12 protein-coding genes and 1 tRNA gene are annotated in these 15262 nt (G+C 73.3%); 3 read left to right on the plus strand and 10 right to left on the minus strand.

Features of this window, described 5'->3' with window-relative positions; genetic code table 11:
- Positions 1-69 precede the first annotated feature (69 nt).
- The 5 genes from H8838_RS12640 to H8838_RS12660 form a co-directional block, all read right to left on the minus strand.
- A complete protein-coding gene (locus tag H8838_RS12640) occupies positions 70-2277 on the minus strand; it encodes a ComEC/Rec2 family competence protein (RefSeq protein WP_224766110.1) in 2208 nt (735 codons plus the stop codon).
- A gap of 137 nt (positions 2278-2414) precedes the next feature.
- Positions 2415-3545, minus strand: a complete 1131-nt coding sequence (locus tag H8838_RS12645; RefSeq protein ID WP_185995841.1) for a ComEA family DNA-binding protein — start codon at positions 3543-3545, stop codon at positions 2415-2417.
- 122 nt (positions 3546-3667) lie between these two features.
- Positions 3668-4525 (minus strand): DegV family protein, encoded by an 858-nt coding sequence (locus H8838_RS12650; RefSeq protein WP_181312792.1) that lies wholly within the window; start codon positions 4523-4525, stop codon positions 3668-3670.
- A gap of 78 nt (positions 4526-4603) precedes the next feature.
- Positions 4604-7126 (minus strand): leucine--tRNA ligase, encoded by a 2523-nt coding sequence (leuS, locus tag H8838_RS12655; RefSeq protein ID WP_224766111.1) that lies wholly within the window; start codon positions 7124-7126, stop codon positions 4604-4606.
- A 159-nt stretch (positions 7127-7285) separates the two neighbouring features.
- The gene (locus tag H8838_RS12660) at positions 7286-7663 is read right to left on the minus strand and encodes a DUF4870 domain-containing protein (RefSeq protein WP_181312794.1); all 378 of its coding nucleotides are present in this window, start codon (positions 7661-7663) and stop codon (positions 7286-7288) included.
- A 213-nt stretch (positions 7664-7876) separates the two neighbouring features.
- Here H8838_RS12660 and H8838_RS12665 point away from each other — a divergent pair, with 213 nt between their 5' ends.
- On the plus strand, positions 7877-10174 hold the full coding sequence (locus tag H8838_RS12665; protein WP_224766112.1) for a molybdopterin cofactor-binding domain-containing protein: 2298 nt from the start codon (positions 7877-7879) through the stop codon (positions 10172-10174).
- A 12-nt stretch (positions 10175-10186) separates the two neighbouring features.
- Positions 10187-10663 carry a (2Fe-2S)-binding protein gene (locus tag H8838_RS12670; RefSeq protein ID WP_181312796.1) on the plus strand — a complete coding sequence of 159 codons (477 nt, stop codon included), beginning with the start codon at positions 10187-10189 and terminating at the stop codon, positions 10661-10663.
- Positions 10664-10689: 26 nt separating this feature from the next.
- Here the strand turns inward: H8838_RS12670 and H8838_RS12675 are convergent, their stop codons facing one another.
- Positions 10690-11985, minus strand: a complete 1296-nt coding sequence (locus H8838_RS12675; protein WP_185995838.1) for an oxygenase MpaB family protein — start codon at positions 11983-11985, stop codon at positions 10690-10692.
- A 178-nt stretch (positions 11986-12163) separates the two neighbouring features.
- Here H8838_RS12675 and H8838_RS12680 point away from each other — a divergent pair, with 178 nt between their 5' ends.
- Positions 12164-13264, plus strand: coding sequence for a phosphatase PAP2 family protein (locus tag H8838_RS12680; RefSeq protein ID WP_224766113.1), 1101 nt, complete (start codon positions 12164-12166; stop codon positions 13262-13264).
- A 139-nt stretch (positions 13265-13403) separates the two neighbouring features.
- Here the strand turns inward: H8838_RS12680 and H8838_RS12685 are convergent.
- The 4 genes from H8838_RS12685 to nadD all read right to left on the minus strand — a co-directional run bounded on the left by H8838_RS12685 (position 13404) and on the right by nadD (position 15262).
- Positions 13404-13476: transfer RNA gene (locus tag H8838_RS12685), tRNA-Ala, on the minus strand.
- Between the two features lie 82 nt (positions 13477-13558).
- Positions 13559-14185, minus strand: a complete 627-nt coding sequence (locus H8838_RS12690) for a histidine phosphatase family protein (RefSeq protein ID WP_185995837.1) — start codon at positions 14183-14185, stop codon at positions 13559-13561.
- The gene (rsfS, locus tag H8838_RS12695) at positions 14178-14618 is read right to left on the minus strand and encodes a ribosome silencing factor (protein WP_181312799.1); all 441 of its coding nucleotides are present in this window, start codon (positions 14616-14618) and stop codon (positions 14178-14180) included. Before rsfS ends, H8838_RS12690 begins: the two co-directional genes overlap by 8 nt.
- A complete protein-coding gene (nadD, locus tag H8838_RS12700) occupies positions 14615-15262 on the minus strand; it encodes a nicotinate-nucleotide adenylyltransferase (protein WP_224766114.1) in 648 nt (215 codons plus the stop codon). Before nadD ends, rsfS begins: the two co-directional genes overlap by 4 nt.

Genomic DNA, 15262 nt, shown 5'->3' on the forward strand with positions numbered 1-15262 from the left:
AAGCCTCCCACACCGCGACGACGGTCCCGGCGGCCGCCGTCGGCACGCTCGCCGCCCCCGGCGGCCGCGTCACTCCAGGCTCGCCACACCCAACCCGCTGTCGACCTGCACCACAGCCAGGTCGCCCGAGGTGTCCGTGCGCAGGACGCGGGTCCCACCCTCGGTCAACGCCGCCAGCAGCTCCGGCGCCGGGTGTCCGTAGCCGTTGTCCTTCCCGACCGGCACGAGCGCGACCCGGGCGCCCAACGAGGTCAGGAACTCCATGTCCTGGGCCCGGCTGCCGTGGTGCGGCACCTTGAGCACATCCACCCGTAGGCCTGCCACGGCGCGTCCCAGGCCCGCCTGGGCGGGCGGCTCGATGTCTCCGGTGAGCAGCAGGCGCACCCCGTCCACCTCCACCAGCAGGACCACGCTGGCGTCGTTGGCGCCATCGCCGTCGGCGACGACCAGCGGCAGGCCGGGGCCGGGCCACACCGGTTGGACCGAGGCCGCTCCGACCTGGTGGATCTCCAGGTACGGCGCGGGCAGCGCCTGCAGCCCGGCCGCGCCCAGGGTGCGGGCGACCTCGGCGGCTCCCTCCGGCGGGTCGGCCAGCGGAGAGGCCCAGACCTGGGCGACCCGCCGCCCGTCCAGCACGCCGGACAGACCGCCGACGTGGTCCTGGTGGTAGTGGGTCAGCACCAGGAGCGACACCTCCCGCACGCCCAGCCGGTCCAGGCACCGGTCCGCGGCGGCAGGCTCCGGGCCGGCGTCGACCACGACGGCGGAGCCGGGTCCGGAGCGCACCACCAGGGCGTCGCCCTGGCCCACGTCGCAGGCGACCAGCAGCCACCCGGGCGGGGGCCACCCCCGGATCGGCCGCGGGACGACGACGGCCAGCAGCACCGCCAGGCACAGCAGCAGCGTGGGCACCGGCCGCGCGAGCAGCCGCGGGGTGAGGATCGCACCCAGCACGCACAGCCCCGTGAGCAGCGCGAGCGCGAACAGGCTCGTGCCCCAGGTCACCGCCGGGACCGGCAGCCCGGCGCCCCACCGGGCCACCGAGATGACCCAGCCGACCGAGAGCGCCGCCGGCCAGGCGACCCACTGCCCCAGCGCGGGCCACACCACGGCACAGAGTCCGCCCAGCAGGCCCAGCACCGTCGCGGGCGCGACGGCGGGCGCGACCAGCACGTTGGCCAGGACCGCCACCAGGCTCACCTCCCCGGAGAGCGCGGCCACCACCGGCGTGCACGCGAGCTGGGCGGCCGCCGGCACCGCCACCGCCTCGGCCACCCGAGGCGGCAGCCACCGGCGAGCGGCGTCGCGCCAGCCGGGTGCCAGCAGCAGGATCCCCGCGGTGGCCAGCACCGAGAGGGCGAATCCCGCGGTGACGGCCAGGGTGGGGTCCCACATCAGCAGCACCACGACGGCCGCTCCCAGCGTCCGGATCCCCCGGTCCCGACCGTTGCTGGTGAAGGCGAGCAGAGCGATGGACCCCATGGTCGCCGCGCGGACGACGCTCGGCTCGGTCCGGGCCAGCAGCACGAAGCCGACGATCCCGACCGCGGCGAGGACGTAGCGCCCCCGACCCCGGACCCCCAGCCAGCGTCCGGCGACCAGCAGGAAGCCGACCATCAGGGTGAGGTTCGTGCCGCTCACGGCCAGCAGGTGGGTCAGACCGGTGGTCCGGAAGTCGTCGGCCAGGCCGGGATCGAGGCCGGCGTCGTCGCCGACCACCAACGAAGGCACGAGCACCCGCTGGTCCTCGGGCCTGGGCTCGACCGCGCGGCGGATGCCGGCTCGCACCACCGAGGCCGCCCGCCACCACACGTCCGGCTCGGCCACGGTGCTCGGCGGTCCAGCGCGCGGTCGGAGCAGGGCCGCGACGTCTCCCTCGGCAGGCTGGAGCCGTCCGGAGAGGCTCACGGTGGAGCCGAGGGCGACCCCGCGCCAGTCCGGGTCCGCCACCACGACCACAGGGCTGCGCACCTGCCAGTGCCGGCCTCCGCCCGCCACCTCCCGGACCGTGCCACGGACCAGCACCTGCTCGCCGAACCGGCCGGCGACGGGTCGCGGGTCAGAGGTGACCACGAGCTCGGCCTCGACCCAGGCGCGCTGGGCCGCCAGCTCGGCCACCGGCCCGTGGGTGGCCGACGTCGTCCGGGCCCAGCCACCGACCAGCACCACCGCGACCATCAGCACCGCTGCCGCACGAGCCGGCGAGCGCGCGGGTCCACGGCCCAGCAGTGCGAGCAGCAGCAGCGCGACCAGCACCAGCGCCGAGACGGCGACCACCGGCTCCGGGGCGCGGAGGCCGCACAGACCTCCGGCCCAGGCGGCCGCAGCGAGCCAGGTCGTCCGCAGGTCGGGCAGTGGTCGCGACTGCTCCTGCTCCCCGGGTCTACGGCCGCTCCGCTCCAGCGCCGGCACGCTCAGACGGTGACGAGCGGGGTCAGCTCGGACAGCGTCACCTCGCCGATGCCGTTGACGTCCAGCAGCTGGTCCACCGCGCTGAAGCCTCCGTGCTCGCTGCGCCAGGCGACGATGGCCGCCGCCGTCACCGGCCCGACCCCCGGCAGCGTGTCCAGCAACGCCTCGTCGGCGGTGTTCAGGTTGACCAGGCCGCCGGGCGACGGGGCCGGGCCGCCAGCAGGAGGCGACCCGACCGGACCTGCCGGTCCCGCCGCGACGTCGACCCCGACCAGCAGCTGCTCCCCGTCCACCAGGACCCGCGCCAGGTTGAGGCTGGTGAGGTCCACGCCCGGCCGGGCACCTCCGACCGCGGCGAGGGCGTCGGCGACGCGGGACCCCACCGGCAGCACCGCGAGACCGGGGCGACGCACCTTGCCCGCCACGTCGACCACCACCTCGGCGGCCGGGCCACCACCTGAAGCCCCGGAGGCGGCGCCTGCGGGGCCGGCCTGGGCGGACGGGACACCGGTTCCCGGGGAACCCGGGCCCGGCGCCTGAGCCGTGGACGCAGTCGTGGACGGAGCCGCCACCGGGCTGGTGTCCCCGGCGGGCACCGGCAGGACGGTGGACTCGGGCTCGCCCGAGACCACCCACCACGTCGTCCACCCCAGCGCCACGACCGCCAGCACCGCCACCACGGTCAGGTGTGCAGGTCTCAGCGCGACGCTCCCCCGCAGGCCGGGGAGGAGCAGTCCCCTGCCCAGGCCCCGCCGGGCCGCGTGCCGTCCCGGCACCGGGAGCACCAGCCCCGGTCTCGCCGGGGCGACCCCGGCACCGGGCCCCGCGCCCCACTGCGATCCGGCAGCCCCGTCGACTGCCAGGTCGGGCCCGAGGTCCACCCCGGGCTGGGATCCGGGGTCCGCGCCGGGGTGCGTGGCCGCGCTCCGCACCCGGGTGTACTCGTCCCAGGGCCAGGCACCGGAATCGGAGACGGCCACCGGCTCCCCCGGCCCGTCCCCCGTCCTGTCCTCAGTCCCCGGGGCGGCGGGCACCTCGTGCTCGGCCCGGACCGACGCGAGCTCGGCGGAGAGCAGGGCCAGGCGTCGCGCCACCGCCTGCTCGTGCTCGGGATGGGGGCGGCGCGATCGCATGCTCCGACGTTAGGGAACTCGCGGCCGCCGCGTGCGGGGCCGACGCCGACCTGTGGAGAACGCCGGTTCCGCACAGACCCCGGGTGACGTCGCGTCCCCGGTCGGCGGACCCGCCAGCGACCTCACTCCCGGGGCGAGACCGCCGCGGCCACCATGCCGGGGCCCACGTGGGCGCCCAGGACGGCGCCCAGCTCGGTGCACCAGATGTCCCGGCCCTCGAGCTGGTCGGCGAGGCGCTGCCGCAGCCGGTCGGCCAGCTGGGCGGCCCGCTCGGGGCTCGCCAGGTGGGCCACGCAGACGTCGACCGGGCGCTCCTGGGCCGCGGCGACCGCCAGGTCCTCGAGACGCTGGAGGGCGCGGCCCGCCGTACGCACCCGCTCCAGGGAGGCCACGTGACCCTCCCGGATCTCCAGCAGCGGCTTGACCGACAGGGCCCCGCCGAGCAGGGCGGCCGCCGCGCCGATCCGGCCCCCGCGCCGCAGATACTCCAAGGTGTCGACGTAGAAGTAGGAGTGGGCAGCCGCGGCACGGCGCCGCGCGGCCTCCGCCGCCTCCTCGGCGCTGCCGCCGGCCGCCGCCACCTCGGCGGCCGCGAGCGCGGCGAACCCGGTGGCGGCCGAGACCTGCCGGCTGTCGACCGGGATCACCGGGACCGAGGCGCGCGCGGCCGCGAGCTGGGCTGACTCGAAGGTGCCGCTCATCTCGCCCGAGAGGTGGATCGAGACGATCGACTCCGCACCGCCGGCCGCGAGCTCCTCGTAGATCTCCAGCAGCCGGGCGGGCGCCGGACGCGAGGTCGAGACCGGGACGAAGTCGCGCAGCGCGCCCGCCACCATCTCCGGCGTGGCACCGTCCGAGCCCTCGTCGTGGACCTGGGCCCCGATGACGACCTGGAGCGGGACCACCACGATGCCGTGGGCGGCCGCCACCTCCGGCGACAGGCTGGCGGTGGAGTCGGTGACGATCACGGTACCGGGCACGGACCGAAGGCTAGCGAAGTCGGCACCGGACGGTTGCGGGCGCGACCGCCGCGGACCGTCCGGTGCCCACGAGCACTCCTAGACGACGATGTTGACCAGCTTGGGCGCCCGGACGACCACCTTGCGCACGGGGCGCCCGTCGATGGCCCGGACGACGGCCTCGTCGGCCATCGCCGCCGCCTCCAGGTCGGCCTCGGAGACGTCGGGCGCGACCTCGAGCCGCGCCTTGACCTTCCCCTGCACCTGGACCACCGCGGTGACGGTCTCGTCGACCAGCAGCGCCTCGTCGACGGTCGGCCAGCCGGCACGCGCCACGGTGGGCTCGTGGCCCAGCCGCTCCCACATCTCCTCGGCCGTGTACGGCGCGACCAGCGAGAGCAGGATGGCGACCGCCTCGACCGCCTCGCGGACCGCCGGGTCGGCGGGCCCCGCGCCGGCGTCGATCACCTTGCGGGTGGCGTTGACCAGCTCCATGGTGCGCGCGACCATCACGTTGAACCGGTGGTTCTCCACCAGGTTCTCGGCCTCGCGCAGCGTCTTGTGGGTGACCCGCCGCAGCCCCAGGTCCCCGGCGGCGGGGTCGCTGCCGACCTCGCTGGCGACGTCGCCGCTGAGCCGCCAGGCACGCTGCAGGAACTTCAGCGCACCGCCGGGCGAGACGTCCGCCCAGTCGATGTTGTCCTCGGGCGGGCTGGCGAAGACCAGGGTCAGCCGCACCGCGTCCACCCCGTAGAGCTCCAGCTGCTCGCCCAGGCTGACGCCGTTGCCCAGCGACTTGCTCATCTTGCGGCCGTTGTTGATCACCTTGCCCTGGGACAGGTACGCCGAGAACGGCTCGTCCCAGGAGACCAGGCCCATGTCGCGCAGCGCCTTGGTGAAGAACCGGGCGTAGAGCAGGTGAAGCACGGCGTGCTCGTCGCCGCCGACGTACAGGTCGACCGGGCCCCACATGTCGGCCAGCCGGGTGTCGAAGGCCTGGGTGTCGTCGTGCGGGGAGACGTAGCGCAGGAAGTACCACGAGGAGTCGACGAAGGTGTCCATCGTGTCGGTGTCGCGGGTCGCCGGGCCGCCGCACCGCGGGCAGGTCACGTGCATCCAGTCGGCGGCCGCGCCCAGCGGCGAGCTGCCCTTGGGCTTCAGGTCGGCTCCGCGCAGCTCCGGCAGCTCCACCGGCAGCTGGTCCTCGGGCACCGGCACCTCGCCGTCGACCGGGCAGTGGATGATCGGGATGGGCGCGCCCCAGTAGCGCTGACGGGAGAGCAGCCAGTCGCGGAGGCGGAAGTTGACCGCCCCGGAGCCGCGACCCTCGGCCTCGAGCCGCTCGATGATGGTCCGGATCCCGGTGGCCTTGTCGGTCAGGCCGTCCAGCGGACCGGAGTTGACGTAGGTGCCGTTCCCGGTGGTGGCGACGCCCGACTCCTCGGGGTTCTCCTCGCCGGTGTCGATCACCCGGCGCACGGGCAGCCCCATCGCCCGGGCGAAGTCCAGGTCGCGCTGGTCGTGCGCGGGCACGGCCATGATCGCGCCGGTGCCGTAGTCGGCCAGCACGTAGTCGCTGGCCCAGACCGGCACCTGCTCGCCGGAGACCGGATTGGTCGCGGTGACGCCCAGGTCGACGCCGGTCTTCGGGCGGTCCGTGGCCAGCCGGTCGATGTCGCTGGCCTTGCGCACCTGCGCCAGGTAGTCCTCCAGCGCCTCCCGGCGCTCGGGCGCGACGATCTCGGCAGCCAGCGCGGCGTCCGCGGCCACGACCATGAAGGTCGCGCCGTACAGCGTGTCCGGCCGGGTGGTGTAGACCTCCAGGTCGCGCGCGCCCTCGGCGGTCTCGACGGTGAACGTCACGTGCGCGCCCTCGGAGCGGCCGATCCAGTTGCGCTGGGCGTTGATCACCTTGTCCGACCAGGTCGGCTGCAGGTCGTCGAGCGCGTCCAGCAGCTCCTGGGCGTAGGCGGTGGTGCGGAAGTACCACTGGGTCAGCTCGCGCTTGGTCACCTCGGCGCCGCAGCGCTCGCACGCCCCGTCCACGACCTGCTCGTTGGCCAGCACGGTCTGGTCCTGGGGGCACCAGTTGACCGGAGAGTTCTTCCGGTACGCCAGGCCCTTCTCGTGGAACTTCAGGAACAGCCACTGCGTCCACCGGTAGTAGCTGGGGTCGGAGGTGTTGAAGCGCCGCGACCAGTCGAAGCTCACCGCGTACCGCTGGAACGACTCCAGCTGGGTGGCGATGTTGCCGTAGGTGTAGTCGGCGGGGTGGGCGTCGTTGCGGATGGCGGCGTTCTCCGCGGGCAGGCCGAAGGAGTCCCAACCCATCGGGTTGAGCACCTCGTACCCGCGCTGCCACCAGTAGCGGGCGATCACGTCGTGCAGCGCGGTCACCTCGGCGTGACCCATGTGCAGGTCACCACTGGGGTAGGGGAACATCGTCAGCGCGTAGCGCTTCTCCTTGCGCCCCGAGGCCACCGCCTCGTCGTCGGCCTTGAAGGGCTGCAACTCGTCCCACACACCGCGCCACTTGGCCTCGACCGAGGCCACGTCGTAGGAGTTCTCGCGCTCTTCGCGCTCCTCGCGCTGGTCGGACGGGGGGGTCGGCTGCTCGCTCATCATGTCTCCTGGTCGGCTCCTGCAAGGCACAAAAAAACCCTCCGGGCAGGGAGGGTGGCCGCGATGATCGTGCAGATCAGCGCGGCTGGCCAAGAAGGAGGGCGGTACGCATGAGCGTCATCCTACTCCTCCTCCCGGCCGAGCCGCGCTGCGCCGTGACTACCTGACGAACCGCGGAGTCATCGGCGGCTGCCACCACTCCCCCCGGTTGGCCTTCACCATGCCGATCAGGTGCATGACGATCGCGTAGAGCAGGGCCAGCGGGTAGGTGATGAAGCCGATCAGCACGAAGAACAGCGGGATCGAGATCAGCAGCACGATGGCGGTGACGATCTGGACGTTGACCGAGTTCGCCGCGTTGGCGCGGACGAACGGGCCGCGGTCCTTGTAGAGCAGGTAGATCACCAGGGAGCCGAGGAACCCCAGCGTCCCGGCGGAGAGCACCATCGCCACCAGCGGGACCACGTGGGCCGCAGCGCCCCAGGTCCGCTCCTGGCCGGGCGAGATGACGGTTCTCGGTGCGGCGTAGTCGTCCATTCCTCCTCTTCCTCCTTCTCCTGGGCGGACGCTCGTGCCCACCCTCACTCCACTCAACCACGCAGCAGCCCCATCGGTTCCCGTCCGCCGCCGAGATCAGGGCCGGCCCCGGGGAGGCCCCGGGACGACCCCGGGGGGGTGGCGTCCGCCGCCGTCGTCTGGTCTGCTGTGCGTGACCTGCGACACATGCAGCCATCCAGGAGGAGCAGTCGAGTGCCCGAGCCCCACCGCGCCGCCCCCCTCTCCCGTCGCCACTTCGTCGGGTACGTCGTCGCCGCGCCGACGCTGGTGGCCGCGGCCGAGCTGGGGCTGACGGCCCCCGCCTCCGGCCGGGTCGCCACCGCCGGGCTGCCGTCGCCGGAGATCACCGAGATCGCCGACCTCAACGACCTGATGACCGTGGCGGCGCTGCCGACCTCGCAGCTGATCACCGTCGAGGTGCACGCCGACGGAACCGTCTCGTTCGCCCTGCCCCGGGCCGAGGTGGGCCAGGGCATCACCACCTCCTCGGCGATGCTGATCGCCGAGGAGCTGGGGGTCCCGCTGGACCGGGTCCGGGTCGGCCTGGCCGACGCGCGACCCGAGCTGCTCTTCAACCAGCTCACCGGTGCCTCCAACACCACGATCGCCACCTACACCCCGATCCGGGTGGCCGCCGCCGTCGCCCGGACCCGCCTGCTTCGGGCCGGTGCGCAGGAGCTCGGCGTCGACGTCGGTCGCCTGCGACTGGTCGACGGCGCGGTGACCGACGGCCTCGCCCGGGTGGACATCGGCGCCCTCGCCGAGCGCGCCGCCACCCTCGACACCGTGCGGGTCGCGGTGACCCTCAAGGACGAGGACGAGTTCACCGTCATCGGCACCCCCCGGACCAGGGTCGACGCCCTCGCCGCGGTGACCGGGCGCAAGCAGTTCGCCATGGACCTGCAGGTGCCGGACGCCTGGCCCACGATGATCTGCCGGGCGCCCACCATCAACGGCAAGGTCGCGGGCGTCGGCAACCTCGCCCAGGTCCGGGCCATGCCCGGGGTCTCCGACGTCGGCGTGGTCTCCACCGGGGTTGCCGTACGGGCCCGGACCTTCGGCCAGTGCATCGACGCGGTCCGGGCCCTGGAGGTCTCGTGGAAGCCGGGGACCGCCGAGGGCAAGTCGGACGACGACGTGCTCCGGGAGCTGCGACGGGCCGAGGCCCCGATGGGCCTGCGCCCCCTCGTCCCGTCGGTGGAGGCCACCTTCACCTTCCGGTTCCGCAGCAACAGCGCCCTGGAGACCAACTGCGCCGTCGCCGACGTCCGTCCCGACCGGGCGGAGATCTGGTCGTCGCTGAAGTCCCCGATCGTGGCGAAGAAGGCGATCGCGGCACGGCTCGGCCTGGCTCCGAGCGCGGTGGCCGTGCACGTCACCGAGGGCGGTGGCTCGTTCGGCCGCAAGCTCTTCTTCGACGCCGCGCTCGAGGCGGCCGAGGCCTCCCGGCTGTTCCGCAAGCCGGTGAAGCTGATGTGGCACCGGGCCGACGACTCGCGCCAGGGCCGGACCCACCCGATGGCCACGTCCCGGGTGCGCGCCACCCACCTCGCCGGCAAGGTGCTCAGCTTCCGCCAGCTGCACACCAGCGTCTCCACCGACCTGGGGCACGGTCTGGGCGAGGTGATCACCGCGCTCGCGGCGAGCCTGCCGGTGGGCGACGTCGCGTTCTCCCAGACGTTCTTCCAGCTCTCGCAGAACATGCCCTACAACTTCGGCGCCAGCACCCGGCAGCTCCGGGAGACCGACAACGGCTTCAACACCGGCAGCATGCGCAACGTCTACTCCCCCGACATGGTCTGCGCCCGCGAGCTCGTCGTCGACCAGCTCGCGCGCAAGCTCGGCCAGGACCCCTACCGGTTCCGGCGCAGCTTCCTGCGCGACGCCCGTGCGCGTGCGGTCCTCGACAAGGTCGCCGAGGTGGGGGGCTGGGGACGGTCGCTGCCCCCGGGCGTCGCCCAGGGGATCTCCTTCCACGGCGAGTACCACTCGATGAACGCGGTGCTGGTCGAGCTCGACACCCGTCCCGAGACCACCGGGCGCCGGATCCGCGACGCGGTGACCGGCCCGCGGGTCACCCGCGCGGTGGTCGCCGTGGACGTCGGGCGGGTGGTGAACCCCAAGGGCCTGGAGGCGCAGATGCTGGGCTGCCTGATGGACGGCATCGCGCTCACGCTGACCTCGAGCCTGCACCTGCGCGACGGACACTTCCTCGAAGCCAGCTGGGACAACTACTTCTACACCCGGCAGTGGAACACCCCGCCCGACATCCAGGTCGTCGTGATGCCCTCGACCCGCGACAAGCCCGGCGGCGCCGGCGAGCTCGGGGTCGCCGCCTCCGCGGCCGCCGTGGCCTGCGCCTACGGGCGGGCGACCGGGACGATGCCCACCGACTTCCCGATCAACCACCAGACACTGTCCTTCGAGCCCAAGCCGACCGTCCCCCCGGTCCCGGCCTCGCCCACCGACGGCCTGACCTGGGCCCAGTGAGGAAGCCATCCCATGCCTGAGCACACCTTCCGCCTCAACGGCGAGCAGATCACCGTCGAGGTCGAGGACGACGTCCGCCTGTTGTGGGTGCTGCGCGACCTGCTCGGCGTCACCGGCCCGAAGTACGGGTGCGGCATCAACGTCTGCAAGGCCTGCACCAGCCACCTCAACGGCAAGGCGGTGAACCCCTGCGCCATCCCGGTCTCCGACCTCTCACCGGCCGACGAGGTGACCACGATCGAGGGGCTGCCGGCCACCGTCGGCGCCGATCTGCACCCGATGCAGGAGGCGTGGCTGGAGCAGGACGTCGCTCAGTGCGGCTACTGCCAGCCGGGCCAGATCATGACCGCCGTCGCCCTGGTACGCCGGGTCGCGGCGGAGGGGCGCGCCATCACCGACGCGGACCTCGACGGGATCCGCAACATCTGCCGGTGCGGCACCTACCCGCGGATCCGCGAGGCGATCAGGTCCGGGGCCGCGCGCATGTGACGCGTCCGGACTCGCACGGTGCGCCCTCAGCCCACGCGGGCGGTGTACTCCGGGTGGCCGTAGCCGCGGAGCCGCCGCTGCAGGAGGGCGACGACGTACCGGTCGACGAGCCGCTCCAGCCCGGGGACCCGGGAGAGGCGACGCACCAGCAGGACCCGACCGAGCAGGTACGGGAGCATCGGGACCGCGCGCCACTGGTCGGCCCGCGAGACCCGTACGCCCATCCGGGCGGCCCGGTCGAAGTCTCCCTGGAGGAAGGCGCGGACGAAGGTGATGGTGGCGAAGCTGCGCTCGAACCTCTCGGCCACCCTCCCCCAGGGCCCGGCGTCGGGATGCAGCCTCGCCGCCAGGGTGGAGCGGACCAGGGCGCCGCAGGTCTCGTCGTCGAAGGCGCTGCGCAGGGTGGCGGCCCGGGCCTTGAAGACCCGGATCACCCCGTGCGGGTCCAGCGGCAGCAGCTCGGGCGGCAGGCCGAGCAGGAAGCACCGGTAGCGCGCGAGCTCGATCATCGCCCGCTCGCGCTCGTCGAAGGTGTCCCGGCCCTGGCGGACCGCCTTGACCGAGATCAGGAAGCTGTTGATCAGCCCGGCAGGCATCTGGTCCACCTGCGGGATGGGCAGCCCGTGGGTCTTGTGGTTCCACTTGCCGGAACGGACGGCGTGCACCCGGACGGCCGAGTGCATCAGCCGCACCATTGCGGCCGCCTCGAAGCCGGGACCGTGACGGTCGGTGCCCCCGGGCAGCACGGTCGCGCCGAAGAACGACGCCGTCTCCTTGACCCGCCGTGCGGAGGTCTCGCCGGTCAGGGTGCCGGTCAGCGCCATCGGCAGGGCGGCGTACGCGTTGAGGAAGGTCGCCAGGAAGGCGCCTCGGATCACGAACGGGGTGAGCAGCGCGGCGTCGATCCGCTCCCAGCGGGCACCCTCGCGCACCTGGTCGACGTCGACCCAGTCAGGGGTGGCCTCCATCGCCTCGATGAACCGGCGCAGCTCCTCGGGCGCGTCGTCGACGGCGTCCAGCCCTTCCTGGCACGCGGTGCGCAGCATGGAGACGAGGCGACGCATCCCCAGCTCGGGGAGCAGGCTGGCGTAGGAGTCCGCCACCACGTCGCCGAGCCGGGTCGCCGTCACCATCAGGTCGACGAGCTCGGCGTCGGCGAGGAGCTCCGCACGGTCGGCGCCTCGTACGTCGTCCAGGTCGCTGGGGTCCTCGAGGGACAGCGCCAGCCGCTCCGGCACGTGGTCGGGGTCCAGCACGGCGTACAGCGCCGGCAGCTGCTGCCGCTGGAGACGGACCCGCTCCGAGAGCTCCTGGTCACCCATCGCGCACCCCCCTGCTCGACGGCACCTGCGACTCGGCGGTCGCTGCGGGGTGCCGGGGACGAGGACGTCCCGGGTTCAGTGTGCCCTGAGGGAGGTGAGCGCGCAGCGGGTCACGAGCCACTGGGGGCTCCCAGGTATCTTCGCTGCCGACCGTTCAGCACGATCGCAAGGAGCAGCAGTGAGCCAGTTGGTGGCGCCGACCAGAGACGGCGCCGGCTGGCGACGCGACTACCTCCTGCTGGTGGTCCTCGCCGTGGTGATCGGAGTGACGGCCCTGGTGGCCAGCGTGGCGCTCGACCAGCCGATCGCCGACCCGGAGGGGAGCTTCCTCGGCCCGTCGTGGGTGCGGCTGCCGGTCCTGTGCGGCGGCGCGATCATCCTGGACCTGGTGCCGCGTGCGCTGTGGCAGGGGCGGCTGCGTCCGCGCCGGACGGTCGCCGCGGTCCGCGAGCGCGTGCGCACGCACTGGACGGGCGCCCGGCTCAAGCTGGTCGTCCTCGGCATCTCCTGCTTCTACGTGATCTACGTCAGCTACCGGAACCTCAAGTCGCTGCTCCCGCTGCTGCGCGACGTCAAGTACGACCGCGAGCTGCGGGTGCTGGACCGCGCGATGCTCTTCGGCGAAGATCCCGCGAGCCTTCTGCACGACCTCCTCGGGACCGACCTGTCGGCACACGTCCTGTCTGCCGTCTACCTGGCCTACATCCCGCTCGTCGCGATCCTGGTCACCGTCTGGCTCGTCTGGTCGAACAACATCGGCTACGGCTGGTGGTTCGTGACCGCTCAGGGCATCGCCTGGACGCTGGGCACGGTCTCCTACTACATGCTCCCGACCCTGGGCCCGGGCATCATGTACCCCTCGCTGGTCAGCGATCTGACGACCACTGGCGCCTCCGACCTGATGGACTCCCTGGTCTACGCCAGGCACGGCTTCCTGTGGGCCGACGCCGACTACCAGGGCGTGGCCGGGTTCGCGAGCCTGCACACCGCGATCGCGCTGCTGTGGGCGCTGATGGTCCAGTACACCGTGCGCAGCCGGGCGATCCGGGTGGTGTTCTGGGTGAACTTCGGGCTCACCGTCGTGGCCACCCTCTACTTCGGCTGGCACTACATCGGCGACGACCTCGGCGGCATCGCGATCGCTCTGGTCGCCTTCTACCTCGGAGCCGTGGCGACCGGCCACCGGTTCGTCCCGGGCCGGCTTGCCGAGCGCTCCCCGGCGCCGGAGCCCGCGGACGACCCGGGGACAGCCCGCGACCTGGAGCCCGCGCGGTCCTGACGGGCCAGCCCTGGGACGACGAAAGAACCCGACGGCCTCGGCCGTCGGGTTCTTTCGTGTCCGCGTGATCAGCCCGGGCCGACCAGGGAGAAATGCGAATCGGCGGCCTCCCCGCAGGGAGACCGCCGACTCTGTGTTGTGGAGCTGAGGGGACTCGAACCCCTGACCCTCTGCATGCCATGCAGATGCGCTACCAGCTGCGCCACAGCCCCATCGTTTCCACCGGTGCGGTGGCAACGCGAGAACTTTAGCCAATGCCTCGGCGGATGCGAAATCCGGGGTCCTCCCGACCGTTCAGGCGTGTCGGTTCCATGCCACCAGACGCTGCGGCGCGGGAGCTCCACCGCCTGCCGGAGCGTCCTGCACCAGGGCCCAGTGGCAGTTGCCGAGCGCCCCGAACGCCATCGCCGACCCACGGGGCAGGCCCACCCACTCCGCGACCGAGACGCGCAGCGCGGCCCCGTGCGAGACCACGATCCCGAGCCCGCCGGCCGGCACCTGGGCCAGGGCCTCGTCGAGTGCGGGCAGGGTGCGCCCCAAGAGGGTCGACACCGTCTCCGAGCCGGGAGCCACGTCGTACTCCCCCGCACGGAAGCGGGCGAACTCCTCGGGGCACGCCTCGGCGTACTGGTCGTGCGTCCAGCCCGTCCGCTCCCCCAGGTCGAACTCGCGGAGCCTCGCGTCGGCGAGCACCGGCAGACCCGCCGCCCCGGCGACCTGCTCGGCGGTCACGCGGGCGCGCGCCAGGTCGGAGGTCCGGACGAACGTCGGCTCCATGGCAGCGAGCACAGCGGCCGCCCGGGCGGCCTGGGACTCCCCCGTGGCGTCCAGCGGGACGTCCCGCTGGCCCTGGATCCGCTTGGCCGCGTTGTACGCCGTCCGCCCGTGCCGCAGCAGCAGCAGCGTGCGCGGCTCAGGCACCGTCGAGGGGCCCCTGGTCGACCTGCTCGTCGCGGTCCTCGCGGCTGGTGCGGTCCACGTGGCCGGCGGCGTTGCCCAGGTCTCCGAGGTCGATGGCCGGGCAGTCGCGCCACAGCCGCTCGAGGGCGTAGAAGGCGCGCTCCTCCTCGTGCTGCACGTGCACGACGATGTCGCCGTAGTCCAGCAGGACCCAGCGGCCGTCCCGCTCGCCCTCGCGACGGATCGGCTTCGCGCCGTCCTCGCGCAGCTTCCGCTCCACCTCGTCGACCACGGCCCGCACCTGGCGGTCGTTGCTCGCCGAGGCGATCAGGAAGATGTCGGTGATCGCGAGCTGCTCGCTCACGTCGAAGGCGATGATCTGGGTGGCCAGCTTGTCGGACGCCGCGACCGCGGCGGTGCGGGCGAGCTGCTGGGCGTGGTCGGTGGCGGTCACGAGGACTCCTTGTGCGGCGGGACCTCGGAGAGACCCGGGTCGGGCTGCGAGGTGTAGAGGTGGTGCTTGGCGATGTACTGGACGACGCCGTCCGGCACCAGGTACCAGACCGGCTCGCCGCGGCCGGTGCGGCGGCGGCAGTCGGTCGAGGAGATGGCCAGCGCGGGGATCTCGACCATCTCGACCCGGTCCGCGGGGATGGCGGCCAGCGTCTTGGCGTCCATCTCGTAGCCGGGGCGGGTGCACCCGACGAAGCTGGCCAGCGAGAAGAGCTCGTCGGCGTCACGCCAGGTGAAGATGTCGGCCAGGGCGTCCGCGCCGGTGATGAAGTAGAGCTCGGCGTCCGGCAGCTCGGCGTGCAGGTCGCGGAGCGTGTCGATGGTGTACGTCGGCCCCTCCCGGTCGATGTCGACCCGGGAGACGCGGAACCGTGGGTTGGAGGCGGTCGCGATGACCGTCATCAGGTAGCGGTGCTCGGCGGGCGACACGGCCCGCTCGGACTTCTGCCAGGGGTCCCCGGTGGGGACGAAGATGACCTCGTCCAGGCCGTACCAGGACTGGACCTCCGAGGCAGCCACCAGGTGCCCGTGGTGGACGGGGTCGAACGTCCCGCCCATCACCCCGACCCGGCGAGACCGCCCCAC

This window comes from Nocardioides campestrisoli (genome assembly GCF_013624435.2).
Taxonomy (GTDB): domain Bacteria; phylum Actinomycetota; class Actinomycetes; order Propionibacteriales; family Nocardioidaceae; genus Nocardioides; species Nocardioides campestrisoli.

What these genes read in the sequence shown, in the direction of transcription:
- H8838_RS12670 (WP_181312796.1), top strand. Translation starts at nt 10,187, where the DNA reads ATGCCTGAGCACACCTTCCGCCTCAACGGCGAGCAGATCACCGTCGAG.
- H8838_RS12675 (WP_185995838.1), bottom strand. Translation starts at nt 11,985, where the DNA reads ATGGGTGACCAGGAGCTCTCGGAGCGGGTCCGTCTCCAGCGGCAGCAG.
- leuS (WP_224766111.1), bottom strand. Translation starts at nt 7,126, where the DNA reads ATGAGCGAGCAGCCGACCCCCCCGTCCGACCAGCGCGAGGAGCGCGAA.
- H8838_RS12645 (WP_185995841.1), bottom strand. Translation starts at nt 3,545, where the DNA reads ATGCGATCGCGCCGCCCCCATCCCGAGCACGAGCAGGCGGTGGCGCGA.
- H8838_RS12660 (WP_181312794.1), bottom strand. Translation starts at nt 7,663, where the DNA reads ATGGACGACTACGCCGCACCGAGAACCGTCATCTCGCCCGGCCAGGAG.